This window comes from Streptacidiphilus neutrinimicus (assembly GCF_000787815.1).
Taxonomy (GTDB): Bacteria; Actinomycetota; Actinomycetes; order Streptomycetales; family Streptomycetaceae; genus Streptacidiphilus; species Streptacidiphilus neutrinimicus.
Genome location: NZ_BBPO01000010.1, coordinates 24,840 through 51,193, shown reverse-complemented (window position 1 = coordinate 51,193; position 26,354 = coordinate 24,840). Strand labels below are relative to the sequence as shown.

Below are 26,354 nucleotides of genomic sequence, written 5' to 3'. Positions count from 1 at the left end.
CGCCCGGACCGGCCGCCCGGCCCACCGCCCGGTCCGAACGCCCGGACTCTCCGCCGCCTCGAAAGGATCGCTGTGACAAGGACCGCTGAGACCTGGACGGACCTGGTCGAGGACGCACTGCTCGGCACCAACCGGCGTGCGAGCCCCGGTCTTCTCGACCGTGCCGCCGCGGCGACCCTGGTCCGGCGGGCCGGCCTGCGCCCCGCACCGGCACCGGAGACTCCGGCGCCAGCGCCGCTCGAGGGCCGCCCACCGCTGCCCGCCCCTGCGGCCCGGCGGCTCGCCGCACTGCTCGCGGAGAACAGCAGCGAGCTGCTGCCGCAGTGGCTGACCACCGCCCGAAGGCGCGGCTTCGCCGCTCCGCCGGAGCTGCTTCCGGCGCTCCTCGACGCGGCACGCCAACGCAGCGATCTGCGGGCGGACGCGGTGGCCTTCGCCGGGGCGCGCGGCCACTGGCTCGCCGCACTGAACCCCGAGTGGCGCTACGCACTGCGCGTCCCGGTCGTGGAGAGCGCCGGCGAAGCGGACACCGCGGAGGCGGCGGACGACGCGAACGCCGTCTGGCAGGAGGGGCTCTTCGCCGAGCGGGTCACCCACCTGAGCCGGCTGCGCCGCCGCGACCCAGCTGCCGGTCTCGCCCTGCTGCGGTCGACCTGGGCCACCGAGCGGGCCGAGGACCGGCTGCTCTTCCTGGACACGCTGCAGGAGGGGCTCGGGCCGGACGACGAGCCGTTCCTGGAGGCCGCCCTCGCCGACCGGGCCAAGAACGTCCGGGCCACCGCCGCCGAGTTGCTCTCCGCGCTCCCGGGGTCCGCGCTCGCCGCGCGGATGGCCGAGCGAGCACGCCGCGCGGTCACCTTCACCGACGACGGCGGCCTGCTCGTCGCCCCGCCCGAGTCCTGCGACGCGGACATGCAACGCGACGGCATCGCCGCCGCCTCGCCCACCGGACGAGGCGACCGGGCCTTCTGGCTCGGGGAGATCGTCGCGGCGACACCGCTTGCCTTCTGGTCGGAGCCGGCCACCGCGCCGGGCACCACGGCCAAAGCCCAAGTGACCGTCGCGCCCACACCCGAGTCCGTGCTGGCCCGGACGGTCACTCCGGCGTGGGCCGACGAGATGCGCGAGGGGTGGGCGCGAGCGGCCGTGCGCCAGCACAACGCCGCCTGGGCGCGGGCCCTGCTGGCCGAGCGCCGGGAGGTGGCGCACACCCGCGCCGCGAGCGGTGGAGCACCGTCCCGTCTGCTCTCCGTGCTGCCTGCCGTCGAGCGGGCGTCGTGGACGGCGCGGTTCGTCGCCGATCACGGTCTCGCCGAGGCGTTCCAGCTTCTGGTGACCTGTCCGACACCGTGGCCGGACGACCTCTCCGGCGCGGTGCTCGACTCACTGGCCGGCGCCGCGGGCGCCGGCTCCTATCCGTGGAGCCACAGCGGGGTGCTCGGTGTCGCGGAACGGTGTCTGCCGTTCACGGCGGCCCCCCGCATCGACGCTCTGGCCGCGGCGGCGACATCCGCCTGGGCGGAGGTCCTCAGCAGGCTCGCCGACACGCTGCGCACCCGCGCGGCGATGCTCGCAGAGCTGGCGTAGCGACAGCCCGTACGCCGCGGCCCGGAGCCGGCTGCAGGGCCGGCCCGGCCGCGCCGAGGGCCGACGCCGTGGGCAAGCGTCAGGCGCTGGCGCCGGTGCGCAGGTGCGCCTGCACCCAGCTCACCACGTCGCGCGTCGGAGCGCCGGGGGTGAAGATCTCGGCCACGCCGAGGGCCTTGAGCTGAGGGATGTCGTCGTCCGGGATGATGCCGCCGCCGAAGACCACGATGTCGGCCGCGTCGCGCTCACGCAGCAGCTCGACGATCTTGGCGCACAGGGTCATGTGGGCGCCGGAGAGGATCGACAGGCCGATGCCGTCGGCGTCCTCCTGGATCGCGGTGTCCACGATCTGCTCCGGGGTCTGGTGCAGGCCGGTGTAGATGACCTCCATGCCGGCGTCGCGCAGGGCGCGCGCGATCACCTTGGCGCCACGGTCATGGCCGTCGAGCCCGGGCTTGGCCACCACAACGCGGATCGGGCCGGACACGCCCATGTTCTGCCTCCTGCGTTTCTGCGTCCTTGCAGCTGCTGCGTTAACCGGCGTTACCACCCGGTGGTGGAACGTTATCGCCAGCGGGGCCGAAACGCCGTTTCGCGGGACCAAGCGAGGGGAGAATCACATCGATTCGCGCGTTCACCCACCCGTTCGTCGCCTGTCATCCGCACGTTCGCCTGTCCGTTCGCCACCTGTTCTTCGAGCCAGTTCGTCCGCCGTTCACTGCGCGCGGGACCGATCCACGTCCGGCCTCGAGGTCGCCATCCCAACCTCGGCTCGGACGTTCCGCGGACATCCCGGGGCGCGCAGCGGGGAGCCGCAAGCCGCCACGCGTCAGCCGACGTGCCGCGCCGTCCGCGCCGCCCGCCCGTTCGACCGTCCTGCGACGGACGACGGCCCGCGGTGACGCGCGAGCACGCCCGTCCGCGTCCCTGCCGCGCCTCCTCGGGAACCGCACCCACGGGGAGGTCGGAGCCGTGAGCATCCCGTTCTGTCGTGCCGCCGCGCTGGCTCGCGGCGTCGGCCTGGAGGGCGCCGCCCTCACCGGCCATCTGCTGCTCTACCCGGGAGGCTTCACGCCCGAGCGGCACCCCACACCCGGGCGCCTGCACTGTGCGCACCCCTCCGACTCCGGGCACAGCCCGGTCCTGCTGGTGCACGGTCTGTTCGACAACAGGGCCGTGTTCACCGTGCTGCGCCACAACCTGCACGTCCACGGCTGGGACCACGTCCACGCGCTGAACTACAGCCCGTTCAGCCTCGACGTGCCGCGCGCGGCGACGCTGCTCGGCCGCCATGTCGAGAGACTGCGCCGGGTCTACGGCGGCGAACCGGTGACGATCATCGGCCACAGCCTCGGCGGCTTGATCGCCCGGTACTACGTACAGCGCCTCGGCGGCGACGCGCTGGTCCCCCGTGTGGTCACGCTCGCCACGCCGCACCAGGGCACGGAGGCGGCCCGGTTGCTGCAGCCCCTGCCGATCGTCCGGCAGCTGCGCGCGGGCAGCGCGGTGCTGGCCGAGCTGGAACAGCCCGCTCGGGGCTGCCGGACACGCTTCCTCTGCTTCTGGGGCGATCTGGACCCGCTGATCCTGCCGCCGCGCAACGGCGCGCTGCGCCACCCCGACCTGCGCGCGGAAAACATCGTCATCCGGAATGCCGGCCACCTCTCTCTCCCGATCCACGGCGAGGTGCTAGCACGGATTCGCGAATGGCTGCCGCAATCCCAAGATCCCTTAGAGGGACCCGATATGACCAATAGTCAGATCGCCTGATCGGGCCAATTGCCGGGCGGGCGACAAAAGCCTGGATCCCTTGTTTCTCCTCCGCGTCTGGGGATACAGTCACGGTCACTTTCCCCGCTGTCGAGGTGGTTAGGATCCCGTGACCGCTGACACCAGTTGGTACGGCCAGCAGACACTGGTTCACCCCGACTCCAGCCACCAGCCGTACGCGCCCTACGGGACGCAGGAGACCCACGAAGCTCACGAGACGTACGGGACTCACGAGACGTACGGGGATGCGTACGCGGCCCACCACCAGTACGGCTACGCGCAGCAGCAGGGATACGCCGCGCCGTACGACCACGGGGACCCCTACGCCGCGGGCTACATGGCTCCCACGCCCCAGCCCACCACCGGATACGGCTGGCCGGACTACTACCAGGCGCAGCACGAACCCACCCTCGTCGCCGAGTACGGCGCCTACACAGGACATGCCGCGCTGCACCACGACTACGCCGGCTACCCGGACTACAGCGTCTACGACGCCGTGACCGACGTGTCCTACGCCACCGTGACGGCCCCGCTCCTCGAGGGCTTCGACTCCGTCGACCCCTTCCCGGGCGACGAGGTCTCGGCCTCGGCCGCAGGCGTGACGCCCGAGGCACACGAAGGACGCGACGCAGCCGGGTCGGCCGGGAACGGTCACGCCCTCGACGTCGGCGCCTCCTCCGGCAGCCACGCGGCGCTGGAGACCGAGGACGGGAGCCGTGGCGAGGCCCTGCGCGGCCCGCGGCGGCGCGGCATGCGTCGCCGTTCGGCCGTGCTCACCATTGCGGTGCCGTCCATCGCCGTGCTCGGTGTCGCCGGTGCCGCCGCCGCGACCATGGGGCCGTTGCGCTCGCACCACACCGACACGACGGCGGCCTCTTCGACGACAGCCGCCCAGGCCAGGGCACAGGCCCTGGCCGCCTCGGAGGCACGCGACGCCGCCCAACGGGCCGCCCGCGACCACGCGCGCACGGCGCTGCAACTGCGGGAGGCGGCCGCGCGCAAGGCCGCGGCCGAGGCGCCTCGCTACGTCCTGCCGATCGCCTACCACACGGGTCTGAGCGCCCTGTTCGGGCAGGCCGGCACGCACTGGATGCAGTTGCACACCGGCATCGACTTCCCCGTCCCTGAAGGCACGCCCGTCCACGCCGTCACGGGCGGCACGGTGACCACGGAGTGGAATCCCTTCTACGGGTACATGGTCAAGCTGACGGCCCCGGACGGCACCGTCACCTGGTACTGCCATCTGAGCTCGTACCGGGTACGCAGCGGCCAGGTGAAGGTCGGCGACATAATCGCCTACTCCGGCGACACGGGGAACTCCACCGGACCCCACCTGCACTTCGAGGTGCACCCCGACGGTGGCCCCGCCGTCGACCCGCTGCCCTGGCTGCTGGCCCGGGGCCTGGACCCGCGCTGAGCGCGACTCCGACCCCGGCCCGACCGCCGAGCCCCGTGCCGTAGCCAGAAGACCTCGAGCTAGAGCTTCTCGACCGGCGCGTAGCGCAGCAGCAACTGCTTGGTGCCCTCGGCGCCGAAGTCGATCGTGGCCTTGGCGTCGTCCGCCGGCCCGGAGACCGAGACGACGGTGCCCAGACCGAAGCGGTCGTGGGTGACCCGGTCTCCCACGGCCAGCGTGATCACCGGGCGGTCCTTCATACGGCCCGCGCTCTTGCCCCAGCCCGCAGCCGGGGAGGTCGCGCGCCGACCAGAGGCCGATCCGCCGCCCGCGCCGCCGCCGTAGCCCGAGCCCCCGCTGGAACGGCTCCCGAAGCCGCCCGGAACGGCCGCCGCGGCCGTGCGGCGCTCGTCGACGAGTGTCGTCGGAATCTCCTCCAGGAACCGGGAGGCGGGGTTGTACGAGGGCTGGCCCCAGGCGCTGCGCAGGACGGCGCGCGACAGGTAGAGGCGCTCGCGGGCGCGGGTCAGGCCGACGTAGGCGAGACGCCGCTCCTCCTCCAGTTCCTTGGCGTTGCTCATCGCCCGCATGTGCGGGAAGACGCCGTCCTCCATGCCGGTCAGGAAGACGACCGGGAACTCCAGGCCCTTGGCGGTGTGCAGGGTCATCAGGGTGATGACGCCGCGCCCCTCGCCGTCCTCGTCCGGGATCTGGTCGGAGTCGGCGACCAGCGCGACCCGCTCCAGGAAGCCGGGCAAGCCGGTCTGCAGTGGCTCCCCGTCGGGACCCTCCAGCGGCTCCTCCTGCTCGAACTCCAGCGCCACGGCCGCGAGTTCCTGGAGGTTCTCGACGCGGGTCTCGTCCTGCGGGTCGGTGGAGGCCTGGAGCTCGGCGAGGTAGCCGGTCTCCTCCAGCACCGCCTCGAGGATCGCGGCCGGGCCCGCGCCTGATTCGACGACGCCCCGCAGCCTGGCCATCAGCTCGTTGAACTTGTTCACCGCGTTGGCGGAGCGCGCGGCCATCCCGTACGCCTCGTCAACTCGGAGCAGCGCCTGCGGGAAGGAGATGCGCTCGCGGCTCGCCAGCGCCTCGATCATCGCCTCGGCGCGCTCGCCGATGCCCCGCTTGGGCACGTTGAGGATGCGGCGCAGCGGCACCGCGTCCTCCGGGTTGGCCAGCACCCGCAGGTAGGCCAGGACGTCCCGGACCTCCTTGCGCTCGTAGAAGCGGACACCGCCGACGACCTTGTAGGGCAGGCCGACGCGGATGAAGACTTCCTCGAAGACACGGGACTGGGCGTTGGTGCGGTAGAACACCGCGACGTCACCGGGCTTGGCCTCGTCGTTGTCGCTCAGTTTGTCTATCTCGTCCGCGACGAACTGGGCCTCGCCGTGCTCGTCGTCGGCGACATAGGAGACGATCTTGACGCCCTCGGCCCCCGCCGTCCACAGGTTCTTCTTGCGGCGGTTGCTGTTGCGCTCGATGACGGAGTTGGCGGCGCTGAGGATCGTCTGCGTGGAGCGGTAGTTCTGCTCCAGCAGGATCGTGGTCGCGTTCGGGTAGTCCTCCTCGAAGTCGAGGATGTTGCGGATCGTCGCGCCGCGGAAGGCGTAGATCGACTGGTCCGCGTCACCGACCACGCAGAGCTCGGCGGGCGGGATCTCGGCGAGCTGCGCCTCCGCGGGGTTCACGAACTCGCCGTCGACCGTCTTCTTCGGGCCCTGTCCGCTGGCGCCGCCGGTGAGCTCGCGCACCAGCATGTACTGCGCGTGGTTGGTGTCCTGGTACTCGTCGACCAGGATGTGCCGGAACCTGCGCCGGTAGTGCTCGGCGGCGTCCGGGAAGGCCTGGAGCAGGTTGACGGTGGTCATGATGATGTCGTCGAAGTCCAGCGCGTTGGCCTCGCGCAGGCGCCGCTGGTAGAGCGCGTAGGCTTCCGCCAGCTTGCGCTCCGTCGGGTTCTCGGCCTTGGCGGCGTAGGTCTCCTCGTCGATGAGCTCGTTCTTGAGATTGGAGACCTTGGCGGTGAAGGACTTCGGCGGGTACTGCTTCGGGTCGAGGTCCAGGTCGCGGCAGCACAGCGCCATCAGGCGCTGCGAGTCGGCCGAGTCGTAGATCGAGAAGCTCGACGTGAAGCCGAGGCGCTTGCTCTCGCGGCGCAGGATCCGGACGCAGGCGCTGTGGAAGGTGGACACCCACATGGCCTTGGCCCGCGGACCGACCAGCGCCTCGACGCGCTCGCGCATCTCCCCGGCGGCCTTGTTGGTGAAGGTGATCGCCAGGATCTCGCCGGGCTGCACGCGGCGAGCGGCCAGCAGGTAGGCGATGCGGTGGGTGAGCACCCTGGTCTTGCCGGAGCCCGCGCCCGCGATGATGAGCAGCGGGGACCCGGCGTGCACGACAGCCTCGCGCTGCTGCGGGTTCATCCCGTCGAGCAGCGTCTCCGCGTCGATGACAGGGTGCGCCGTGCCGTTGCGGTAGTACGACGCCGGCACCGGCTCCGCCGGGTCGAAGGTCCGGAAGAGCCCGTCGGGGATCTCCTCCTCGTATGCGCCGCCCTCCCCGTGGGCGTCGCCGAACGCCAGGCCGAAGCCGCCCTCGTCATAAGGGGGCTCGTCTTCGGCGGGCGTGGTGGGCGCGGGGGCATCCAGGCCGGGCAGGGGGATGTCGTCAAAGAGGCTGCTCATCACCCACGAGTCTAGGACGCCCCACGGACACCCCGGGACGCCTTCACCCGACCCGGGTCCTGACCTCGGCGAGCAGGCCGTCACACCCCGCCTCGCAGAGGCGGAGCACCTCCTCGAAGCCGGCCTCGTCGCCGTAGTACGGGTCCGGGACGTCGAGGTCGTCGAAGCGGGAGTCGGGGTCGAAGGAGCGCAGCAGCCTGATCTTTGCCGCCTCTTCCGGGGTCCTGGCCAGCCTGCGCAGTACCCGCTCGTGCCCGCGGTCGAGGGCGATCACCAGGTCGAGCCCGCGCAACCACTCCGGCTGGAACTGCCGCGCGACGTGCTCGCTGTCGTAGCCGGCCTCACGCAGCACCCGCACCGCCCGCTCGTCGGCCGGGTCGCCCTCGTGCCAGGAGCCGGTGCCCGCGCTGTCGACGCCGACGAGGCCCTCCAGGCCCGCCTCGGCCAGGCGTTCCCGCATGACGTGCTCGGCCATGGGCGAACGGCAGATGTTCCCGGTGCAGACGAAGCAGATGCGCATCACAGACACCATGATCCCCTGCCGCACCCGCGCCGGTGTCCCCGCGGGCCCGGGAGGTCCGCAGCGAAAGTCGGACGACAACCGCGCGGACGGCCCCTACCGTCGCGGTATGGAAGACAGCAGAACAGACGACACCCGAAGGATGGTGCGAACGTCCAAATTCCTCTCCCGGGTGCTGCGGCACGACCCGGCGCTGATCGGCGTCGACCTGGACGAGGCCGGCTGGGTCGACGTGGCCGAGCTGCTCGCGGCCGCGGCAGCGCACGGCCGTCGGATCACCAGGGCCGAGCTGGACCGGGTCGTCGCCGAGAACGACAAGCGGCGCTTCTCCTTCAGCGCGGACGGCCGTCGGATCCGCGCCAACCAGGGACACACCGTGTCCGTGGACCTCGGCTACGAGGAAGCCACGCCGCCGGCGGTGCTCTACCACGGCACCCACCCGGGCGTCGTGGCCGCCATCTGGCGCGAGGGCCTGCGTCCGATGGCGCGCCACGCCGTGCACCTCTCCCGGGACCGGGAGACCGCGGAGCGAGTCGGCGGCCGGCGCGGACGTCCGGTGGTGTTCACCGTCGATGCGGCGGGCATGGCGGCGGCGGGCTTCGTATTCCAGGTCAGCGCCAACGGGGTCTGGCTGACGGAGCGGGTGCCGCCCGAGTACCTCGCGGGCGGTTAGCCGGGCCCGCCAGAGCCCTCCGCCGCCGTCCGCAACGGGGCTCCCCTGCCCCGCACGGTTCCCCCCGCTCGCTGCGTCGAGGCGCCCGCCGTCGGTGCCCCGAAGCCGGACCGAGGCCTATGGTCGGCGACATGAAACCCCCTCCCCCGCAACGGGGCGACCGGACCACCCCGGTTCCCGTCACGGTCGTCCACGCGTGCCTGCGCGACGGGACCGGCGGAAGCCCGACCGCGGTCGTCAGCGATTCCGGCGCCCTCGACGACGCGGCGCGCCGCCGCATCCCGGCGCTGGCCCGCACCTCCCACGCCGTTTTCGTCGACGCGCCCCCGGACGGCGGCGAGGCCGCAGTGCGGTTCTTCACCGTAGAGGGCGAGTTACCCGCCTGCGGCCACGGCACGGTGGCCGCTCTCGCCTACCTGGCCGAGCGCACGGACCCACTCGCCAACGGCAGGCAGCAGACGACTCTGCGGGCCACCGCCACCGGGCAGCCCATCGACGGGCTGACGGCGCGCCAGCAGGGTTTGCTGACGGCTGATTTCGCCGTCGCGCCGGTGAGGCTGCGCGAACCCGCGTCCGACGAGCTCAGCCTGCTGCTGAGCGCTCTCGGCCTGCCTCGGGCCCGGCCCGCCGCCATCGCCACGCTCGGTCGGCCCCGCCTGCTGGTCCAGGCGCCCAGCCACGCCGCGCTGCGCGGACTGGTCCCTGACCTGGCGGCCCTGGACGACGCCTGCCGACGGCTCGACCTGCTCGGCTGCTATGTCTACGCCGACCCGGTAGCTCCGGGAGGGCGTCTCGCGGCCCGGATGTTCGCCCCCGCGATCGGTGTCCCCGAGGACATCGCCAACGCCAACAGCACCGCGTGCCTGGCGGCCGCGCTGCACGCGACCGGCGCTGTCGGCACCTCGGCCTCCCGGTCCGGCAGGCTGGCCGTCGACATGGGCGACTCCCTCGGCAGCCCGGCGACGATCACGGCCACCGTGACCGCCGTCGCCGGCGGGCCGCCCCGGGTCCTGGTCGGCGGAACGGCCCGCATCGGGCCGACCCTCCACCTCGACCTCGCCTGAGGACGGCGTCCACGGACGAGCCTGCGGGCCCCGGGCGCAGGCCCGGCCCTAGACCAGCCGACGGGCCGTGGCCCAGCGGGTTAGCTCGTGGCGGTTGCTGAGCTGCAGCTTGCGCAGCACCGCGGAGACGTGGCTCTCGACGGTCTTCACGGAGATGAACAACTGCTTGCCGATCTCCTTGTAGGCGTAGCCGCGCGCGATCAGGCGCAGCACCTCCCGCTCGCGCTGGGTGAGGCGGTCGAGGTCCTCGTCCACCGGCGGGGTGTCCGTGGCCGCGAAGGCGTCGAGGACGAACCCGGCCAGCCGGGGCGAGAAGACCGCGTCCCCGTCCCGGACCCGGAAGATCGCGTCGACCAGGTCGGTGCCGGTGATGGTCTTGGTGACGTAGCCCCGCGCCCCGCCACGGATGACCCCGATCACGTCCTCGGCCGCGTCGGAGACCGACAGGGCCAGGAACTTGACGCCCTCCAGCGAGGCGCACCGCCGCAGCACCTCGACGCCCCCGCCGCCCGGAAGGTGGACGTCGAGCAGTACGACGTCGGGCATGGTGGAGGTGACGACGGAGACGGCCTGCTCGACGTCGGCCGCCTCGCCCACGACGTCGACGTTGGTGCGCTCGGTCTGTCCGATCTCCGCGCGGACACCCGTGCGGAACATCCGGTGGTCGTCGACGAGGACCACCCGGGCCGTGGGTCGGTCCATGTTCGCGCCGCTCATCCGCTCGCCCTCTCCATCTCCAGCTCGACCTCGGTGCCGCCCGCAGGGGCCGGTCGGACGCGGGCGTGGCCGCCGTTGCGCTGCATCCGCCCGATGATCGAGCCGCGCACGCCCATCCGGTCCTCCGGGACCGTGTCCAGATCGAAGCCGGGCCCACGGTCGCGGACAAACACCCACACCGTACTGCCCTCGACCTCCGCGTAAACGGAGACGGGCTCCCCGCCACCGTACTTGGCAGCGTTGACCATGGCCTCCCGGGCGGCCTGGAGCTGGGCGCCGAGCTTCTCGTCCATGGGGGCGTCCCCGACGCAGATCACCTCGACCGGCACCCCGTGATGGTCCTCCACCTCCGCGGCGACCTTGCGGATGGATTCGGCGAGCGTCTCCGGCGTCCCCTCGTCCTTGGGCTCGCCGGAGCGGTAGAGCCACTGGCGCAGGTCCCGCTCCTGGGCCCGCGCCAGGCGGGCGACCTCCTTGGAGTCGTCCGCGTGCCGGAGGATGAGCGTGAGCGTGTGCAGCACGGAGTCGTGGATGTGGGCGGCGACCTCGGCCCGCTCCTGGGCCCGGATGCGCTCACGGCGCTCCGCGGTCAGGTCCTGCCACATCCGCAGCAGGTAGGGGCCCGCCAACAGCAGCACCCCGGCCAGAACCACCAGGACGGCCTGCATGACCTTGCCGAACTCTGCCAGGGAGCCGGAGACCACCAGGAAGCTGATCACCCCGCCGGCGACCAGCACCACGCCCGCCCCCAGCCGCAGGGTGACCGCGCCCCTGCTGCTCTCGTCGAGCGAGAACCAACGGGCCCAGCGGGTGTCGTCCACCTGCCGCCAGACCAGGGCCACCCCGGCCCCGGAGATGAGCACCGGCCAGAAGTACGGATCGTCCTGGCCCGCGGTCAGGACGTTGATCATCACCAGCACGCCGGCCAGCACGGCGACCAGCACCAGCAGCCGGCCCCGATCCCGCGAGGCGGCCCTGCCCCCCGCAGCGCCGTCGGGCCCGCCCTCGGCGGGATCCCCGCGGAAGAGCTGCTGCAGTGCGGTCCTGGCGCGCCCCAGCGCACCGGGCCGCCGCCCGTCCGAAGCGGCCTCCGCGGCCCCCGCGGGCCGCCCGGCCACGCCGACCCCTCCGGCCCGGCCCATGGGCACCACGAACCAGAAGGCGGCGTAGAGCACCAGCCCGAGCCCCTGACCCAACGTCAGCACGACAAAGGCGGCCCGCACCCAGAGCACCGGGATGCCCAGATGCGCGGCGAGACCGCTGGCCACGCCGCCGACCACACGCCCCTCGGGACGGCGGTACAGCTTGCGGACCGGCGCCGCGGACGGAGCGGCCAGGTCGGTCCGCGGGTCCGGGCGGTCGGGGTGGAGGTCGCTTGTTGCCACGGGTCGATCGTCACACGGCGCGCGTGCGAAAAGCATCAGGGTCGACCCCGGAGGTCGCCCTGGTTCGGCTTCGGTCGTATGTCAGGGTGGAACTCAGGGTTCGACCAGGGAGATGCCGGATGGGCACAGCCGCCGACGGCCTGCAGGATGAGGGCATGGACGCGACCACCAGCACACACCCGCAGCGGGAGGGCGAGTTCGCTCCCGACGGCGGCCAGGAGCCCGAGCGCTCCCGCCCGCCGCTCGAGCGCAGCGCCAGCCACCGGGTGGTGACGGGTGTCTGCGGCGGGCTCGGCCGCCGGCTCAACATCGATCCGCTGGTGTTCCGCGTCGTCATCGCCGTGCTCTGCCTCTGGGGCGGTGTCGGGCTCTTCATCTACGGCGTGGCCTGGTTGATGATCCCGATGGAGGGCACGGGCAAGAACGAGCTGCAGCGCCTGATGTCGGGCCGGGTCGACGGACAGTCGCTCGGTGCGGTGCTGGTCACCGTGCTCGGCACCGGGATCTTCTTCTCCTACATGGGCGCCAAGGACCATGTGTTCCCGCTGCTGCTCATCGCGGCGCTGGCCTTCGCGGCCCTGCGCTACGACCCCAAGCGGCACCAACTGCCGCCGCGCGAACCGGGCCCCCCGGTCGCGCCCGAGCCGCCCCCGGCCGCACCGAACTGGTGGCAGCGGCCCGACCCGCTGCTGAAGACCGCCGCACCGGCGGTCCCGGCCGACGAGGTTCCCGGCCGGCTGTCCACGGACCCGCTGCCCACGGGCACGGTCCCTGCGGACGACCCCTCATCGAGCGACCGGACCGGATTCGCCGAGGGACCGCTGACAGACAGCCCGCTGTGGGACGCTCCTCCGGAAGCCTCGACCGCGAGCACGTCGAGCACCCCGACCTGGGCCTACCCGGGGTCGTCGGGACCGCTGCCCCCGGCCTATCCCCGAAGCGAGCCGCCGTCCGCCGACCACGGCCGGGTCCGCGGCCCCTGGGGTCTGCTCACCCTGCTGCTCGCGGCGGGCACGGCCGCCGTCGTCTACGGCGTGGGCAAGGCCCACGACGAGGTGAACACCCTGGCCGTGCTGGCCTCGGCTCTCGTGGTGGTGGCACTCGGCCTGGTGGTCAACGGGCTCCTGCGCCGTCGGGCGATCGGCCTGACGGTGGTGGCACTGCTCCTCTCCCTGGCCACGGTCACCGTCGGCGCCGCCCCGTGGCAGCACTGGTCCCACACGGCGTGGGCCCCGGTCTCGGCCACGCAGCTCCAGACCGGATACGCGCTGCGCTTCGGGGACGCCACCTTGGATCTCACACAGGTCCGGCCCGCCGCGGGCCAGACGGTCTCCTCCCACGTCAGCCTCGGAGCAGGAACCCTGCAGGTCCTGCTGCCAGGCGACGGGGCGGACAACCCCGAGGTCAAGATCAGCGCCCAAACGGGCGCGGGCGAGCTGCGGCTCCCCGACGGCACCAGGATCTCGGGGGTGGCGGATTCCCGCACCATCGACCTGAACCAGGCCGGGGCAGCCGCCCACGGCACCATCCAGCTCGATCTCCAGATCGGCGTCGGTCAGTTGGAGGTGGTCCGATGACCCCGCCACGCCGGCCCAGGATCCAGCTGTTCCCGGTGCTCGGTGGGCTCGTCTTCCTGGCCGTCGCGGTGCTGTACCTCCTCCAGGCGGCGGGGGTCCTCCGGCTCGACAGCCGGCTGGTCCTCCCCCTGGGGGCGGCCGGCCTCGTGGTGGCCGGCCTGCTGGCCGCGGTCTACTCCGCCCGACCGCGACGCGATGCCAGCCAGGAGTCCAGCGACAGGTAGGGCGTGCCCGCGAGGACGAGGGGCAGCCATGCCATCAGGTAGATCAGGTCGTTGCCCAGGAAGTACGGGTAGACCTGCCAACTGACGGTGAGGAACAGGCTCAGGCTCAGCAGCGCGCCGCCCACGGCGGCGATCCGGCCCAGCAGGCCGAACAGGGTGCCGAGGCCGACCACCAGCTCACCGACAGCGAAGGCGACCGCGAACGCGGTCGGCGCCTTGAGGGCCAGGCCCAGCAGCGGGCCGATGGGGCTGGACGACTTCAGTCCCTGGGTCATGGCGGCGAAGGATGTCGGGTCGGACAGGCCGCCCAGGTAGTGCGGGTCGGTGAACTTGTAGAGGGCGGCGTAGATGAACGTCACCCCCAGGAAGACCCGCAACGGCAGCAACGCGTAGGTGGTGCCCTGTGCCTTCAGACGCTCCCGCGTCAGCGTTCCACCCATACTCCAGCTCCCGGCCTTCCCTCAACGCCCGCTTCTCGGTCCCCGGTCTCTACGCCGCGAGATCTGTTCGGGTTCACCGAGGCGCGCCGTTCCGGACACGCCGGAACGGTACGCCGCCGGTTCGCGGGCCACGCTGGCGGGGTCAGCCCTCGTCGAACGCGCCCGTCAGCGCGTCGGCGTGGCCGGTGGTGAGCGGCTGGTAGTTGACCCAGCCGGCCAGATCGCTGCCGATCTGGTCCCGTGTGAGCAGCGCGCTCTCGTGCTCGATCGGCACGAGCTTGCCGGCCGCCTGCGCCAGGAGCTGCACCTGGCAGGACCGCTCCATGGTGATGAACCACCAGGCGGCCGCGTCGACGCTGGTGCCGACGGTGAGCAGGCCGTGATTGCGCAGGATGACGGCCTTGTGCGGGCCGAGAGCGGCGCCGATCCGACGCCCCTCCTCACGGTCCAGCATGACTCCGGTGTAGTCGTCGAAGAGGGCGTGGTCCTGGTAGAAGGCGCACACGTCCTGGGTGACCGGGTCCAGCAGTTGCCCGAGGGCGGAGAAGGCGCGCCCGTGGGTCGAGTGGCTGTGTGCCGCGGCGACGACCTCGGGGCGGGCGGCGTGGACCTCGGAGTGGATCGCGAAGGCAGCCTGGTTGACGTGGTGTCGGCCGTGGACGACACGTCCGTCGTGATTGACCAGCAGCAGGTCGCTCTGCTTGATCACCTTGAAGGACATGCCGAAGGGATTGACCCAGAAGTGGTCGGTCCATTCGGGGTCGCGCGCGGTGATGTGCCCGGCGACGCCCTCCTCGAATCCGAACTTGCCGAAGAGCCGCAGCGCCGTGACAAGCCGTGCCTTGCGGTGCGCCCGCTCCTCCTCGACGCTCTCGAAGGTCGGCGGCATGTCGAAGTGAAGCTGGTCCGGGGGGATCGGCTGCGGGGGTGGGTTCGTCATACCCGGAAGCTACCTCCGGGTAGTGAGGAGCACCATAGCCCGCCCGCGTCACACAAGGGGGTGACGTCACATCGAAGCTGACGGTACGTCATGTGATGTGCGCGACACCGGTGCGGGTGCGTGATGGCAGTTCCGTGCGGCTGGATTTGACCCCTTAGCATGCGTGTTTGACCGCTTCACTACGCTTGGCTTGTCACTGTCCCGCGCGGGCGCAGTGCTCGCGCCGGCCGAGTGACCGTCGAGCCGGTCCGAGCGACGCCTGGCACGACTACGCGAAGGTCAGGCTCGGCCGTTCGGACCGGGCGAGCAGGGTGTGCCGCGACGTCCTGCTCTACATCGCCCCCTGGTGGCACGAACGAGGTCGGGATAGCCGGCACCGGCCCGACCGGGACGGAAGCGCGCGGCGCCCACCCCAACGGCGACGGGCCCCAGCCGAAGAACCGGCTGGAGCCCGTGGAGCCTAGGCGGGGAGGCTTACTCCCACTCGATGGTGCCCGGCGGCTTGCTGGTCACGTCGACGACGACGCGGTTGACGTCACGCACCTCGTTGGTGATGCGGGTGGAGATCCGCTCCAGCACCTCGTAGGGCAGGCGCGACCAGTCAGCGGTCATCGCGTCCTCGGAGGACACGGGGCGCAGCACGATCGGGTGACCGTAGGTGCGGCCGTCACCCTGGACGCCGACCGAGCGGACGTCCGCCAGCAGGACGACGGGGCACTGCCAGATCTCACGGTCCAGGCCCGCCGCGGTCAGCTCGGCGCGGGCGATCGCGTCGGCCTCGCGCAGCAGGTCCAGCCGGTCCTTGGTGACCTCGCCGACGATGCGGATGCCCAGGCCGGGGCCGGGGAACGGCTGCCGCTGGACGATCTCCTCGGGCAGGCCGAGCTCCTGGCCGACCATCCGGACCTCGTCCTTGAACAGCTTGCGCAGCGGCTCGATCAGCTTGAACTCCAGGTCCTCCGGGAGCCCGCCGACGTTGTGGTGCGACTTGATGTTCGCGGTGCCGGAGCCGCCGCCGGACTCGACCACGTCCGGGTACAGCGTGCCCTGGACCAGGAACTCGACCGGCTCGCCCGAGGCGCCGGCCTCGGCAATGATCTCGGCTTGGGCCTGCTCGAAGACGCGGATGAACTCGCGGCCGATGATCTTGCGCTTCTCCTCGGGGTCGGAGACCCCGGCGAGGGCGCTGAGGAAGCGCTCCTCGGCGTCGACGACCTTGAGCTTGACGCCCGTGGCCGCGACGAAGTCCTTCTCAACCTGCTCGGTCTCGCCCTTGCGCATCAGACCGTGGTCAACGTAGACGCAGGTCAGCTGGTCGCCGATGGCGCGCTGCACCAGGGCCGCGGCCACCGCGGAGTCCACGCCGCCGGACAGACCGCAGATCGCACGCTTGGTGCCGACCTGGGCGCGGATCGCGGCCACCTGCTCCTCGACCACGTTGTGCGTGGTCCACGTCGGGGCCAGGCCCGCGCCGCGGTACAGGAAGTGCTCCAGCACCTGCTGCCCGTGGGTGGAGTGCATCACCTCGGGGTGGTACTGCACGCCGTACAGGCGCTTGGCGTCGTTCTCGAAGGCGGCGACCGGGACCACGGCGGTGGACGCCGTGACGGTGAAGCCCTCGGGCGCGGCGGAGCAGGCGTCGCCGTGCGACATCCACACCGACTGATCGGCCGGGGTGCCCTCGAAGAGGGTCGAGCCCGTCTGCGAGACGCTGAGCGGGGTGCGGCCGTACTCGCGCGCACCGCTGTTGTCGACGACGCCGCCGAGGGAGGTGGCCATCAGCTGGAAGCCGTAGCACATGCCGAAGACCGGCACTCCGGCCTCGAACAGAGCCTTGTCGACGGTGGGGGCGCCCGGCTCGTAGACCGAGGAGGGGCCACCGGAGAGGATGATCGCCTTGGGATTCTTGGCGAGCATCTCGGAGACCGGCATGCTGTGCGGCACGATCTCGCTGTAGACACGGGCCTCACGGACACGCCGTGCGATGAGCTGGGCGTACTGCGCGCCGAAGTCGACGACGAGAACCGTGTCGACGGCGGTGTCCGCGGGGTCGGGGGTCGCTGATGCCACAGTGCGGCCTTCCGGCGGTTGCTATGGGGGGTCGACCCTCATTCTAACGGTCGAGGAGCCGACCCCTTGCCACGATGTGGGCGGCCGTGATCACACCCGCCCGCGGCACAGCTCCAGCAGCAGCATGGCGATCTCGGTGCCGGGGCCGCCGAGCTGCGCGCGGTAGCGGTCGAGGATCTCCATCTCGCGGGTCAGCGACAGCCGCGGCCCGCCAACGGCGATCCGCGCGGCCTGCACCTCGGCCGAGACCGCGATCCTGCGGCGCACCGCTTCGAGAAGCTCGGCGTCCAGGGCGTCGATCCGTCCGCGTGCGTCGGCGATGACGGCCTCGGCCGCCTCCTTGGTCAGCGGCGCGGGCGCGGCGACGGCCCTGTCATCGAGGGCCGCGTCGGCGGTACCCGCCTCGGTGGCCCCGACGGCGACGGGGACGGTCTCGGTCGTGACGGTCTCTGTAGTGACGGTCTCGGTGGTGACGGCGTTCATCTGGGTCCTCCAGCTTCGGCCTCGGAACCGAAGGCCCTGGCGGCAAAGCAGAGACGCCCCTGGGCCATCGGCCCGGGGCGCCTTCAGGGTCTGCGTCAGTTCAGACGGCATCGCCATGGCGACCGGAGCCTCCGGTGCCATAGCTAAAGAAGTAGGCCATCTGGAACATGCGGCGATCCTAGCGCGTGACCCGCCGCCAGGAGAATCGTTGACCCCGATGACCGCACGGGGTGCGCGTCCCCGCCAGGGACGGGCACCAGCCTCCTTCCGGGGGCGATCGTGCGGCAGGCAGGACCACGCGTGGGAGTGACCCAGTCCGTGGGCGCGATGAGGCGTGCGCCGTGGCGCGCGCCGTGGGACCTCGCGGCCACGCTGTGACCGGACAGCAGGGGACAGCGGCCCGGTTGCGACTGTGGAGAAGGGGTGGCCGGCGAGGGGGACGCCCGGAGTCGGCCACCCCCGATCTCGCCTGTCCCGTTCCGGCCCGCTGTCCCTGACTTCACCCGGGTGGCGCTGCGCCACCCGGCGCGCGCGGATCTCCGCACTACCGACGGAGCCCTTCGGTCGATCCTTGCGGAGCGTGACGAAAATCCACGGCGGCGAAGTCTGTCGAACTGGTTGCGCCGAGTGGGCCATATCCCCCACGATGCTGGTGAGGGGGTGGACCACAGGCAGCAGGGGCGCCCGGCAGGAGGCCGGTCCCCGACGCCGTACGTGGCCGGTCACCGACCGGATACGGTCACGTTCCGTAGCTGGGTGGCCTCGGCTCAAGAAGGACGGGCGCACAGATTCACCGTGCGCCCCCATGCACCACAGCTGCCCGCGAGTGCGAACCCGAGCGCATCACCGGGCCACACGACCACACCGCAGGACCGACGGCACCCCTCCCCCCGGTGCCGTTGCCACAGCACCGACGTTGCCCTGACGTCGCGTGCTGACAGCAAGGGGCCCCGTCTTCCCCCGCGGGGCCCCTTGCCAGTCGCCCGTCGCCCTGGTCAGACGGCCACCGCGCCCTCGTCGTCCGCGGGCGCGTCGGGCCTGAGCGGGATCGGAAGCTGGTTGAAGGCGTAGTAGAGCGCCAGCGCCAGGTGCAGTCCCAGGGTGATCACCGGGGAGACGAAGGAGAGCCCGACCAGGATCGGGTAGACGACGGTCCCCGCCGCGAAGCGAAGCCGGGCGCCCCGGGCCGCCTCCACGTCGACGCGCCGGTCGAAGAGGTGCCCGGTACGGGTCAGCCACCACCACAGCGCTTGGAAGGTCAGCGCGTGGAGGACCATGAAGGCGCTGAAGACGGCCATCGAGACCTCCGCCGGGCCCGGTTGGCCCAGCCAGTCGGAGACGAGAGCCGTCGGGAAGGGCAGGGCGGCCACCACCAGGAGAAGCAGCAGATTGATCACCAGCAGGCCGCGGTCGACCCTGGCCACGTAGCCGAAGACGGTGTGGTGGTTCAGCCACATGATCCCGATGACCAGGAAGCTCACAACGTAGGCGTCGTAGGCCGTCCAGAGGTGGCCCAGCTCGTGCCAGGCGCCGGCGGCCGTGTGGACCCGGTTCGGGTCGGCCACCGCCAGTTGCAGCACCAGCAGGGTGATGGCGATGGCGAAGACGCCGTCACTGAACGCCTCGACGCGACCGGACTCGTTCATAGGCGGCAACTCTAGAGGTACACAAGGGCTTTGCGGGGCCGCCGAGGTGAACGGGACGGTCCTCGGCCGACACGCGGATTCATGCACCTGGCACGGTCGCGCCTCGGTTCAGCCTTGCCGTCGTCGAGGAAGGTCCCGCCAAGATGACCGTCCCCCAGCAGCCCGGCCCGAACGGCCCGTATGGCTCGAACGGCCCGAACATACCGGGCTTCGGCCCGCCGACGGACTACGGGGACCACGGCCACTCCGGGGGCGCGCCGACGCAGCCGCTGCCGGTCACCCCGCACGCGACGGGGCCGGGCGGGCCCGACTGGTCGGCCATCGGAGTCGCCGCGCTCACCGACGTCAGCTCGGCCATGGAGACCGTCACCCGGTTCTGGGGCAAGGCCGACCCGGTCTGGCACAAAAGCGACGACGCCTTCTGCAAGAAGGCGTCGTGCGCGCAGACGCACGCCGTCGAGGGCCGCTTCCTCTACCTCACCGTGGCCGGTCCGAACTCCGGTGCGGCCGACGTCAAGGACCGCACTTCGATCGCGGCCGGCCACGCCGCCGCGTCCGCGGTCCTGCCCCGGCTGGTCACCCTGCACTGAGGCCGTGGACGGCGGACGCCCGCTACTTCGTCTCGCGGCTACTTCGTCTCGCGCGGCGGGACCTGGGGCACCGCCAGCAGCGGCAGCCGCAGGGCGCCGAACGCGCCTTCGGGCACGACCGGACGGGCCGGGGCGACGGGCTCGACCCGCTTGTAGGCCTCGCCCTGGGCCGGGCGGGAGTCCGCCTCGCCCTTGTTGGGCCAGAACGCCATCGCGCGCTCGGTCTGCGCGGTGATGGTCAGCGACGGGTTGACCCCGAGGTTGGCGGAGACCGTGGAGCCGTCGGCGACGGTGATGCCGGGGTATCCCCACATGCGCTGGTAGGGGTCGACGACCCCGCGTTCCGGGGAGTCCCCGATCACGCAGCCGCCGAGGAAGTGCGCGGTCAGGGTGCGCCCCATCAGGTCGCCGAGGTTGCCCCCGGGGTAGCCGCCGATCTCGGTCGCGATGGCGCCTGCGGCCACCTCGGCGGCGGGGATGAACTTCGGGTTCGGCGCGCCGTGGCCCTGGCGCGAGCTCAGCTGCCCCTTCAGCAGCCCGCTCCTGCGCCGCGAGACGACGATCGAGTTGTCCAGCGACTGCATCACCAGGCCGATGATGGTCCGCTCGGACCAGCGGCGCTTGTCCAGCACTCGCACCAGCAGGTCGGGGCGCTTGAAGGAGCGCCCGACGGCCCGCAGCAGGCGCGGCATCCGCCCCTCCCCTGGCACCTGAAGCGTCGTCATCAGGCCCATGGCGTTGGAACCCTTGCCGTAGCGGACCGGCTCGATGTGGGTGTGCTCGTCGGGGTGGACCGACGAGGTGATGGCGACGCCCTTGGTGAAGTCGGCGCGCTCGCCGTAGCGGTGGTCGGTGGTCATCGCGCCCACCAGCGCCTCGGAGTTGGTCCGGGTGAGCTCGCCGAGCCTGGCCGAGATGCCCGGCAGCACGCCCTCGTCGCGCAGGCGGTGCAGCAGTTTCTGGGTGCCGTAGGTGCCGGCCGAGACCACGACGTGCTTGGCGCGGATGGTCCGGAAGCCGTTCTTCGCCGGGTTCTTCGAGCGCGAGTCGGTGCGCCGGGTGTCGACCGCGTAGCCGTCGCCGTCGACGCGGATCGCGGTCACCGTCGTCATGGGGACGATCTCCGCACCCGCCTTCTCGGCGAGGTAGAGGTAGTTCTCGGTCAGCATGTTCTTGGCGCCGTGCCGGCAGCCGGTCATGCACTCGCCGCACTCGGTGCAGGCGCGGCGCTCGGGACCGACGCCGCCGAAGTACGGGTCCGCGACGGCCGCGCCCGGTGCGGCCTTGGCGCCGTCGCCACCGCAGTCCTGGCCGTCGCCGAAGAAGACGCCGACGGGGGCCATGTGGAAGGTGTCGCCATAGCCGAGCTTCTCGGCGGCCGCCTTGAGGTGCACGTCGGAGGGGGTGATCGTGGGGTTCTTCCGCACGCCCAGCATGCGCTGCGCCTGGTCGTAGTAGGGCGCGAGCTCCTCGGACCAGTCGGTGATGTCCTTCCATTGCGGGTCCTGGAAGAAGGCCTTCGGTGGCACGTAGAGGGTGTTCGCGTAGTTGAGCGACCCGCCCCCCACGCCCGCGCCGCCGAGCACCATCACGTCGTCCAGCACGTGGATGCGCTGGATGCCGTACAGGCCGAGGACGGGTGCCCAGACGTAGTTCTTGGTGTCCCAGGAGGTCTTCGGCAGCGTCTGCGCCGTGAACCGGCGACCGGCTTCCAGCACGCCGACCTTGTAGCCCTTCTCGGTCAGCCGCAGGGCCGACACGGAGCCGCCGAAGCCGGAGCCGACCACGACCACGTCGTAGTCGTAACCCGCGTCGGCCGTCGGCTTCGCCTGATCCTCGGAACTCATCTACGCGCCCGCCTTCGTCTCTGTCTCGGCGTCTGTGGATCGGGTGGGGATCCAGGTCGGGATCCGGGTGGGGGACCCGGCAGCTACGCCGGGGGCTGCTCGAAGCCGGGGGATCGCTCGAAGCCGGCGGTTACTTGAACCGGAGCGCCTTGAGCATGGCGAGCGACTTGCCCAGCAGCTTGGCGTAGCCCTCGTCGTCGAGGCCGAACGACGGCGTCATCTGCATCACCCGCTGCACCGCGACGGTCTGCACCTCGGTGTACTTGAGGATGCCCTCGGAGCCGTGGCGGCGGCCGATGCCGGAGTCGCCCATGCCGCCCATCGGCGCGGCGACGCTCGCGTAGGCGGGCGCGTAGCCCTCGTTGACGTTGACGGTGCCGGTGTGCAGCCGAGCCGCGACGGCCTTGGCGTGGCGCAGGTTCTTGCTCCAGACGCTGGAGTTGAGGCCGTAGGAGGTGCCGTTCGCACGGGCGATAGCTTCCTCCTCGTCGTCGAACCGGTAGACGGAGACGACGGGGCCGAAGGTCTCCTCGTTGCAGACCGCGCTCTCGGTGGTCACGTCGTCGAGGATGGTCGGCTCGAAGAAGAGCGGGCCGATGTCGGCGCGCGGCTTGCCGCCGGTCAGCACAGTGGCGCCGTTCTTGACGGCGTCCTCGACATGCCGGGTGACGGTGTCGAGCTGGCGCTGGGAGACCAGCGAGCCCATGTCGGCGCCCCAGGCCAGGCTGTTGCCGAGCTTGAGCGCCTTGGTGCGGGCGACGAACTTCTCCAGGAAGGCGTCGGCGACCACGGAGGCGACGTAGAGGCGCTCGATGGAGATGCACAACTGGCCGGCGGAGGAGAAGCAGGCGCGGACGGCGCCCTCGGCGGCCTTGTCCAGGTCCGCGTCGGCCAGGACCAGCATGGCGTTCTTGCCGCCCAGCTCCATGGAGGCGCCGATCAGGCGGGCGGCGGCGCGCTGCGCCACGTCGCGGCCGGTGCGGGTGGAGCCGGTGAAGGAGACGTAGTCGGCGTGGGCCACGACCTCGGGGCCGACGACCGGACCGTCGCCGATCACGACCTGCCAGAGCTCGGCGGGCAGCCCGGCCTCGACCATCAGCTCGCGGGCACGCAGCGCGGTGAGCGCGGTCTGCGTGTCGGGCTTGGTCACCACGGCGTTGCCCGCGACGAAGGCCGGGACGGCGTCGCCGGTGAACAGCGCCAACGGGTAGTTCCACGGGGAGATCTGACCGATCACGCCCTTGGGCTGGCGCAGCTCCAGCACCTGGGTCAGCACCGGGAAGACCCCGCCGCGACGACGCGGCTTGAGGTAGCCGGCGCCCGCACGCCCGTAGTGGCGGGCCTCGATCGCGGAGGCCAGCACCTCCTCGAAGGCGTGCGCGCGGGTCTTGCCGGTCTCGGCCTGCACGAGGTCGAGCAGCTCGTCCCGGTGCTTGAGGACGAGATCGTGGAAGCGCAGCAGCACGGCGGCGCGCTCACGCACCGGGCGCTTGGCCCAGTCGCGCTGGGCCGCGCGGGCGCGGACGAAGGCGCTGGCCACGTCGGCCGACGAGGACTCGGGAATCTCGGCGAGCACGTCGCCGGTGAACGGGCAGCGGCTGGTCGCCAGCGTCGGCTGGTCCCCCGCCACCACGGCGCTGACCAGGCGCGCGACCAGCTGCGGCGGCACGGCGTCGGCGACGCTCCGCGCGCCGGGGGCGGCCACGGGATTGCCTTGGACGGCAGTGCTGCTGCCGGTGCTGATGTCAGTCATGCCAGGCAGCGTAGGCGCTTTCGAGCCGTTGCGATACCCACCAGTAACAGAAATCGTTCCGGCCACGAACGGTTCGTGCGACCACCAGCCCCGCCGGGCTCGGGCAGCAGCGGCCGGGCCCCAGGCCGCGACTCGGCCGGACGCGAGCGATCACGCAACAGCGGCCGGACGGGACGCGAGCGGACGTGGCCCGGGCTGACACGACGCAGGCGAACGCGACGCGAGCAGACGCAACGCAGGCGAACGCGCCCGGGCGAACGCGACCGAGCGGCAGCGCCCCATGCGGCCCCGGTCCGGCGACAGCGTCCCGGGACGGATGCGATCCTGCGGCAGCGCCTCGGGGCGGACGCGACCGAGCGGCAGCGGCCCAGGCGAACGCACCCCAGCGGCAGCGGCCCAGGCGAACGCACCCCAGCGGCCCCGGCCCAGACGAACACACCCCAGCGGCCCCGGCCCAGACGGACGCACCCCAGCGGCCCCGGCCAGGCGAACGCACCCCAGCGGCCCCGGCCCAGACGGACGTGCCCGGGCGACCGCGACGGGGTCGGCGGCGCGGCCGCCCTCACCCGGCGCGCCCCCTCCTCGCGCTACACCAGCTCCGCGACCGCCGTGCCGACCGCGCGGTGGAAGGTCGGGTAGGCCCAGATCGTCGAGGCGAGCTCGGCCAGCGGGACCCGCGCGGAGACGGCGAGGGAGAGCAGACCGAGGACCTCGCCGCCGGTGGGGCCGGCGGAGGTGGCGCCGACCAGGACGTCGTCGGCGGCGACGAGCTTGACGAAGCCCGCGTTGCCGCTGGCGCCGTGGATGTAGCCGCGGCTGCTCGCGGACAGCTCCGTCGTGGCCGTCCGGACCCGGCGCCCCTCCGCGCGGGCCTGCGCCTCGGTCGCGCCCACGGCGCCGACCTCGGGGTCGGTGAAGGTCACCCGCGGCACCGCGTGGTAGCGCGCGGGCGCGCCGCCCTGGCCCAGGATGGCGCGGACGGCGACGTCCGCCTGGTACATGGACATGTGCGTGAAGGCGCCCTTGCCGGTGATGTCGCCGATCGCCCAGACCCCGACCGGCCACACCCCTTGAGTGCCGGCCACACGCAGCCGCTCGTCGACGGGCACGGCGCGAGAGTCCGAAGAAAGCCCCAGCACCCCGCCGCCGATGCGGTCCAGGGCGACCCGGCGACCCGTCGCGACCAGCATCCGCTGCGCGGAGAAGCGCTCTCCGCGGCGGCAGAGCACCTGGAACCGGCCGTCCCGGTGTTCCACGCCCTGCACCTCGACCCCGGAGTGCACGGCCAGGCCGTCGGCGGTCAGCACCCGGGTCAGCAGATCACCCGCCTCCGGCTCCTCGCGGCCCAGCAGCCGGGGCCCGGCCTCGACGACGGTGACGGCGCAGCCGAGCCGCTGCCAGGCCTGGCCGAGCTCGAGCCCGATCGCGCCGCCGCCGAGGATCAGCAGCGACTCGGGGAGCTCCTCGGCCTCGATCAGGTCGCGGTTGGTCCAGTACGGCGTGGCGGCCAGGCCCGGGACGGGCGGGGCGACCGGCTCGGATCCGCTGGCCAGCACGATGGCCTGACGGGGCCTCAGCACCGTCTCGCGGCCGTCCGCGCCGAGCACGGTGACCTCGCCGGGGGCGGTCAGCCGCGCGGTGCCGCGCAGGAAGCGGCCGCCCCGGGCGGTCAGGCGGTCGACGGCGACCTTGTCGTTCCAGTCGTCGGTGGCCTCGCGCACCCGGCGCGCGACAGGCCGGAACTCGGGGTGCACCCGGACGATCCCGGCCATGCCGGGGATGCGCCGTGCCTCACCGACCAGGTCGGCCGAACGCACCATGATCTTCGACGGAATGCAGCCCCAGTACGGACATTCGCCACCCACCAGGCGCTCGTCGACGCCCACCACGTCCCAGCCCGCGTCGGCCAGCCGCCCGGCCAGATCCTCACCCCCGGGCCCCAATCCGATGACCACCGCGTCCGGGGTCTCTCGCACCGTTGCGGACATCACGGCCTCCCGGAGAGCGGGTGAACTTCCATGGACGGCTCGGTTCACACCACGGTACCGGGATGCGGATGCTATGGCACGGTGAGCGTCTGCAGAATCTCCTCGAAGCGCGGGTAGCCGTTGCCCCAGTCGTCGACCGGGTACGAGATGAAGGTGTCGTACTCGGTTCCGTTGGGGGCCCGGTAGAACTGCTCCATGGCGTGCATCTTCGTCTGCGTCTTGGCGTCGACGAAGTAGAACTCCAGCTGGGCGCCGGTGGAGTCCTTGTAGTTGTTGGTGCTGAAGCGGACCAGCTGGTAGCTCTTGTCGTTCGCCTTCAGCTGCTCCATCAGCCACTGCCCCTGCTGCACCGCGGTGCGGGAGTTGGCGTAGGTGACACCAAAGATGATCTTGTGGATCCCGTCCGGGGTGTACGTGATCGCGATGGAGCCCTTGGGGGCGCTGCGCTCCCACGGCTTGTCGCCGCCCACCGGCAGCCCGAAGCTGAATCCGTACGGGTCGTGCGTGAGCTGGTAGCCGGCCGGGATCTGGACGGGCGCGGCGGACTGCGTCGGCGTCGAGGGCGACGTGGTCGGCTGGTTCTGCCCGGTCGCACCGGTGTTCTCGTGCCGGTGGTTGTACCAGTACGTCGCCCCGGCGCCGCCCGCGCCCGCGACCAACGCGGCCACCAGCAACCACACCCAGCGCCGCCTGCGACGCGGAGCCCGGCCCGCCCCGGTGCCCTCGTGGCTCGACACGAAGCCGACCTCGGGCCGGTTGGCCGTCGTGAACGCGTCTCCCGCCCCGGGGCCGGACTCGTGCACGGTCGCGTGCGCCGCCTCGTCGGCGTAGAGCGGACCGCTCACGGAACGGGGCCCGCCCGACTGGGCCGGGACCCGGGCGGTCGGCCCGGTCGGCAGGCCGCCCGGGCCGCCGCCGAACCCACTGCCGGATCCGCTGCCGGTCCCACTTCCGAACCCATCGCCGAACCCATCGCCGAACCCGCCCTTGACGCCGC

Annotated in this window: 22 protein-coding genes; 8 read left to right on the top strand and 14 right to left on the bottom strand. The window is 72.1% G+C overall.

What is annotated here, in order from left to right; genetic code table 11:
- Positions 1 to 72 precede the first annotated feature (72 nt).
- Positions 73 to 1,587 (top strand): DUF5691 domain-containing protein, encoded by a 1,515-nt coding sequence (locus tag TR48_RS09445; protein ID WP_236652080.1) that lies wholly within the window; start codon positions 73 to 75, stop codon positions 1,585 to 1,587.
- 79 nt (positions 1,588 to 1,666) lie between these two features.
- Here the strand turns inward: TR48_RS09445 and icmB are convergent, their stop codons facing one another.
- Positions 1,667 to 2,080 (bottom strand): coenzyme B12-dependent isobutyryl CoA mutase small subunit, encoded by a 414-nt coding sequence (gene icmB / locus TR48_RS09440; RefSeq protein WP_042365521.1) that lies wholly within the window; start codon positions 2,078 to 2,080, stop codon positions 1,667 to 1,669.
- Between the two features lie 479 nt (positions 2,081 to 2,559).
- Between icmB and TR48_RS09435 the strand changes: the two genes are divergently transcribed.
- Together TR48_RS09435 and TR48_RS45340 are read left to right on the top strand one after the other, a co-directional pair.
- On the top strand, positions 2,560 to 3,357 hold the full coding sequence (locus TR48_RS09435) for an esterase/lipase family protein (protein WP_042365520.1): 798 nt from the start codon (positions 2,560 to 2,562) through the stop codon (positions 3,355 to 3,357).
- Positions 3,358 to 3,466: 109 nt separating this feature from the next.
- Entirely contained in the window at positions 3,467 to 4,774 is a 1,308-nt protein-coding gene (locus TR48_RS45340) for a M23 family metallopeptidase (protein WP_052442522.1), read from the top strand.
- A gap of 59 nt (positions 4,775 to 4,833) precedes the next feature.
- Here TR48_RS45340 and pcrA read toward each other — a convergent pair whose 3' ends face one another.
- Both pcrA and TR48_RS09420 read right to left on the bottom strand, forming a co-directional pair.
- Positions 4,834 to 7,440, bottom strand: coding sequence for a DNA helicase PcrA (pcrA, locus tag TR48_RS09425; protein ID WP_042365519.1), 2,607 nt, complete (start codon positions 7,438 to 7,440; stop codon positions 4,834 to 4,836).
- A gap of 43 nt (positions 7,441 to 7,483) precedes the next feature.
- Complete coding sequence (locus tag TR48_RS09420; RefSeq protein ID WP_042365518.1) at positions 7,484 to 7,960, bottom strand: low molecular weight protein-tyrosine-phosphatase; 477 nt, start codon at positions 7,958 to 7,960, stop codon at positions 7,484 to 7,486.
- 142 nt (positions 7,961 to 8,102) lie between these two features.
- On the opposite strand from TR48_RS09420, the gene TR48_RS09415 reads away from it, so the two are divergent.
- Together TR48_RS09415 and TR48_RS09410 are read left to right on the top strand one after the other, a co-directional pair.
- Positions 8,103 to 8,633, top strand: coding sequence for an RNA 2'-phosphotransferase (locus TR48_RS09415; protein WP_369405566.1), 531 nt, complete (start codon positions 8,103 to 8,105; stop codon positions 8,631 to 8,633).
- Between the two features lie 131 nt (positions 8,634 to 8,764).
- Complete coding sequence (locus TR48_RS09410; protein WP_042365586.1) at positions 8,765 to 9,697, top strand: PhzF family phenazine biosynthesis protein; 933 nt, start codon at positions 8,765 to 8,767, stop codon at positions 9,695 to 9,697.
- A 48-nt stretch (positions 9,698 to 9,745) separates the two neighbouring features.
- Here TR48_RS09410 and TR48_RS09405 read toward each other — a convergent pair whose 3' ends face one another.
- Together TR48_RS09405 and TR48_RS09400 are read right to left on the bottom strand one after the other, a co-directional pair.
- Positions 9,746 to 10,414 carry a LuxR C-terminal-related transcriptional regulator gene (locus TR48_RS09405; RefSeq protein WP_042365517.1) on the bottom strand — a complete coding sequence of 223 codons (669 nt, stop codon included), beginning with the start codon at positions 10,412 to 10,414 and terminating at the stop codon, positions 9,746 to 9,748.
- Entirely contained in the window at positions 10,411 to 11,799 is a 1,389-nt protein-coding gene (locus tag TR48_RS09400; protein WP_236652079.1) for an ATP-binding protein, read from the bottom strand. The genes TR48_RS09405 and TR48_RS09400 overlap by 4 nt, the downstream gene beginning before the upstream one ends.
- 119 nt (positions 11,800 to 11,918) lie before the next feature.
- Here TR48_RS09400 and TR48_RS09395 point away from each other — a divergent pair, with 119 nt between their 5' ends.
- Together TR48_RS09395 and TR48_RS09390 are read left to right on the top strand one after the other, a co-directional pair.
- The gene (locus TR48_RS09395; protein WP_042365516.1) at positions 11,919 to 13,376 is read left to right on the top strand and encodes a PspC domain-containing protein; all 1,458 of its coding nucleotides are present in this window, start codon (positions 11,919 to 11,921) and stop codon (positions 13,374 to 13,376) included.
- Positions 13,373 to 13,600: a hypothetical protein gene (locus TR48_RS09390; protein WP_042365515.1), complete on the top strand. Its 228-nt coding sequence runs from the start codon at positions 13,373 to 13,375 to the stop codon at positions 13,598 to 13,600. The genes TR48_RS09395 and TR48_RS09390 overlap by 4 nt, the downstream gene beginning before the upstream one ends.
- Here the strand turns inward: TR48_RS09390 and TR48_RS09385 are convergent.
- The 5 genes from TR48_RS09385 to TR48_RS09365 form a co-directional block, all read right to left on the bottom strand.
- A complete protein-coding gene (locus TR48_RS09385) occupies positions 13,549 to 14,040 on the bottom strand; it encodes a DoxX family membrane protein (RefSeq protein WP_042365514.1) in 492 nt (163 codons plus the stop codon). The two genes, TR48_RS09390 and TR48_RS09385, sit on opposite strands and share 52 nt — an antisense overlap.
- Positions 14,041 to 14,182: 142 nt before the next feature.
- Positions 14,183 to 14,980 carry a class II aldolase/adducin family protein gene (locus TR48_RS09380; protein ID WP_042365513.1) on the bottom strand — a complete coding sequence of 266 codons (798 nt, stop codon included), beginning with the start codon at positions 14,978 to 14,980 and terminating at the stop codon, positions 14,183 to 14,185.
- Positions 14,981 to 15,454: 474 nt separating this feature from the next.
- Positions 15,455 to 17,050 (bottom strand): glutamine-hydrolyzing GMP synthase, encoded by a 1,596-nt coding sequence (gene guaA / locus TR48_RS09375; protein WP_042365512.1) that lies wholly within the window; start codon positions 17,048 to 17,050, stop codon positions 15,455 to 15,457.
- Between the two features lie 90 nt (positions 17,051 to 17,140).
- Positions 17,141 to 17,533, bottom strand: coding sequence for a chorismate mutase (locus TR48_RS09370; RefSeq protein WP_063770950.1), 393 nt, complete (start codon positions 17,531 to 17,533; stop codon positions 17,141 to 17,143).
- A gap of 995 nt (positions 17,534 to 18,528) precedes the next feature.
- The gene (locus TR48_RS09365) at positions 18,529 to 19,179 is read right to left on the bottom strand and encodes a TMEM175 family protein (RefSeq protein WP_042365511.1); all 651 of its coding nucleotides are present in this window, start codon (positions 19,177 to 19,179) and stop codon (positions 18,529 to 18,531) included.
- A gap of 143 nt (positions 19,180 to 19,322) precedes the next feature.
- Here TR48_RS09365 and TR48_RS09360 point away from each other — a divergent pair, with 143 nt between their 5' ends.
- Positions 19,323 to 19,769 carry a hypothetical protein gene (locus TR48_RS09360; RefSeq protein ID WP_042365510.1) on the top strand — a complete coding sequence of 149 codons (447 nt, stop codon included), beginning with the start codon at positions 19,323 to 19,325 and terminating at the stop codon, positions 19,767 to 19,769.
- Between the two features lie 38 nt (positions 19,770 to 19,807).
- Here the strand turns inward: TR48_RS09360 and TR48_RS09355 are convergent, their stop codons facing one another.
- The 4 genes from TR48_RS09355 to TR48_RS43040 form a co-directional block, all read right to left on the bottom strand.
- Positions 19,808 to 21,616: a GMC family oxidoreductase gene (locus TR48_RS09355; RefSeq protein WP_042365509.1), complete on the bottom strand. Its 1,809-nt coding sequence runs from the start codon at positions 21,614 to 21,616 to the stop codon at positions 19,808 to 19,810.
- Between the two features lie 130 nt (positions 21,617 to 21,746).
- Positions 21,747 to 23,369 carry a succinic semialdehyde dehydrogenase gene (locus TR48_RS09350; RefSeq protein ID WP_042365507.1) on the bottom strand — a complete coding sequence of 541 codons (1,623 nt, stop codon included), beginning with the start codon at positions 23,367 to 23,369 and terminating at the stop codon, positions 21,747 to 21,749.
- Between the two features lie 587 nt (positions 23,370 to 23,956).
- Positions 23,957 to 25,357, bottom strand: a complete 1,401-nt coding sequence (locus TR48_RS09345; RefSeq protein WP_042365506.1) for a dihydrolipoyl dehydrogenase family protein — start codon at positions 25,355 to 25,357, stop codon at positions 23,957 to 23,959.
- A 71-nt stretch (positions 25,358 to 25,428) separates the two neighbouring features.
- Positions 25,429 to 26,354: serine/threonine kinase C-terminal domain-containing protein (locus TR48_RS43040; RefSeq protein WP_042365505.1), on the bottom strand; the 926-nt coding region annotated here is incomplete at its 5' end.

What these genes read in the sequence shown, in the direction of transcription:
- icmB (WP_042365521.1), bottom strand. Translation starts at nt 2,080, where the DNA reads ATGGGCGTGTCCGGCCCGATCCGCGTTGTGGTGGCCAAGCCCGGGCTC.
- pcrA (WP_042365519.1), bottom strand. Translation starts at nt 7,440, where the DNA reads ATGAGCAGCCTCTTTGACGACATCCCCCTGCCCGGCCTGGATGCCCCC.
- TR48_RS09420 (WP_042365518.1), bottom strand. Translation starts at nt 7,960, where the DNA reads ATGCGCATCTGCTTCGTCTGCACCGGGAACATCTGCCGTTCGCCCATG.
- TR48_RS09415 (WP_369405566.1), top strand. Translation starts at nt 8,103, where the DNA reads ATGGTGCGAACGTCCAAATTCCTCTCCCGGGTGCTGCGGCACGACCCG.
- TR48_RS09410 (WP_042365586.1), top strand. Translation starts at nt 8,765, where the DNA reads ATGAAACCCCCTCCCCCGCAACGGGGCGACCGGACCACCCCGGTTCCC.
- TR48_RS09405 (WP_042365517.1), bottom strand. Translation starts at nt 10,414, where the DNA reads ATGAGCGGCGCGAACATGGACCGACCCACGGCCCGGGTGGTCCTCGTC.
- TR48_RS09395 (WP_042365516.1), top strand. Translation starts at nt 11,919, where the DNA reads ATGGGCACAGCCGCCGACGGCCTGCAGGATGAGGGCATGGACGCGACC.
- TR48_RS09390 (WP_042365515.1), top strand. Translation starts at nt 13,373, where the DNA reads ATGACCCCGCCACGCCGGCCCAGGATCCAGCTGTTCCCGGTGCTCGGT.
- TR48_RS09385 (WP_042365514.1), bottom strand. Translation starts at nt 14,040, where the DNA reads ATGGGTGGAACGCTGACGCGGGAGCGTCTGAAGGCACAGGGCACCACC.
- TR48_RS09380 (WP_042365513.1), bottom strand. Translation starts at nt 14,980, where the DNA reads ATGACGAACCCACCCCCGCAGCCGATCCCCCCGGACCAGCTTCACTTC.
- TR48_RS09370 (WP_063770950.1), bottom strand. Translation starts at nt 17,533, where the DNA reads ATGAACGCCGTCACCACCGAGACCGTCACTACAGAGACCGTCACGACC.
- TR48_RS09365 (WP_042365511.1), bottom strand. Translation starts at nt 19,179, where the DNA reads ATGAACGAGTCCGGTCGCGTCGAGGCGTTCAGTGACGGCGTCTTCGCC.
- TR48_RS09360 (WP_042365510.1), top strand. Translation starts at nt 19,323, where the DNA reads ATGACCGTCCCCCAGCAGCCCGGCCCGAACGGCCCGTATGGCTCGAAC.
- TR48_RS09355 (WP_042365509.1), bottom strand. Translation starts at nt 21,616, where the DNA reads ATGAGTTCCGAGGATCAGGCGAAGCCGACGGCCGACGCGGGTTACGAC.
- TR48_RS09350 (WP_042365507.1), bottom strand. Translation starts at nt 23,369, where the DNA reads ATGACTGACATCAGCACCGGCAGCAGCACTGCCGTCCAAGGCAATCCC.
- TR48_RS09345 (WP_042365506.1), bottom strand. Translation starts at nt 25,357, where the DNA reads ATGTCCGCAACGGTGCGAGAGACCCCGGACGCGGTGGTCATCGGATTG.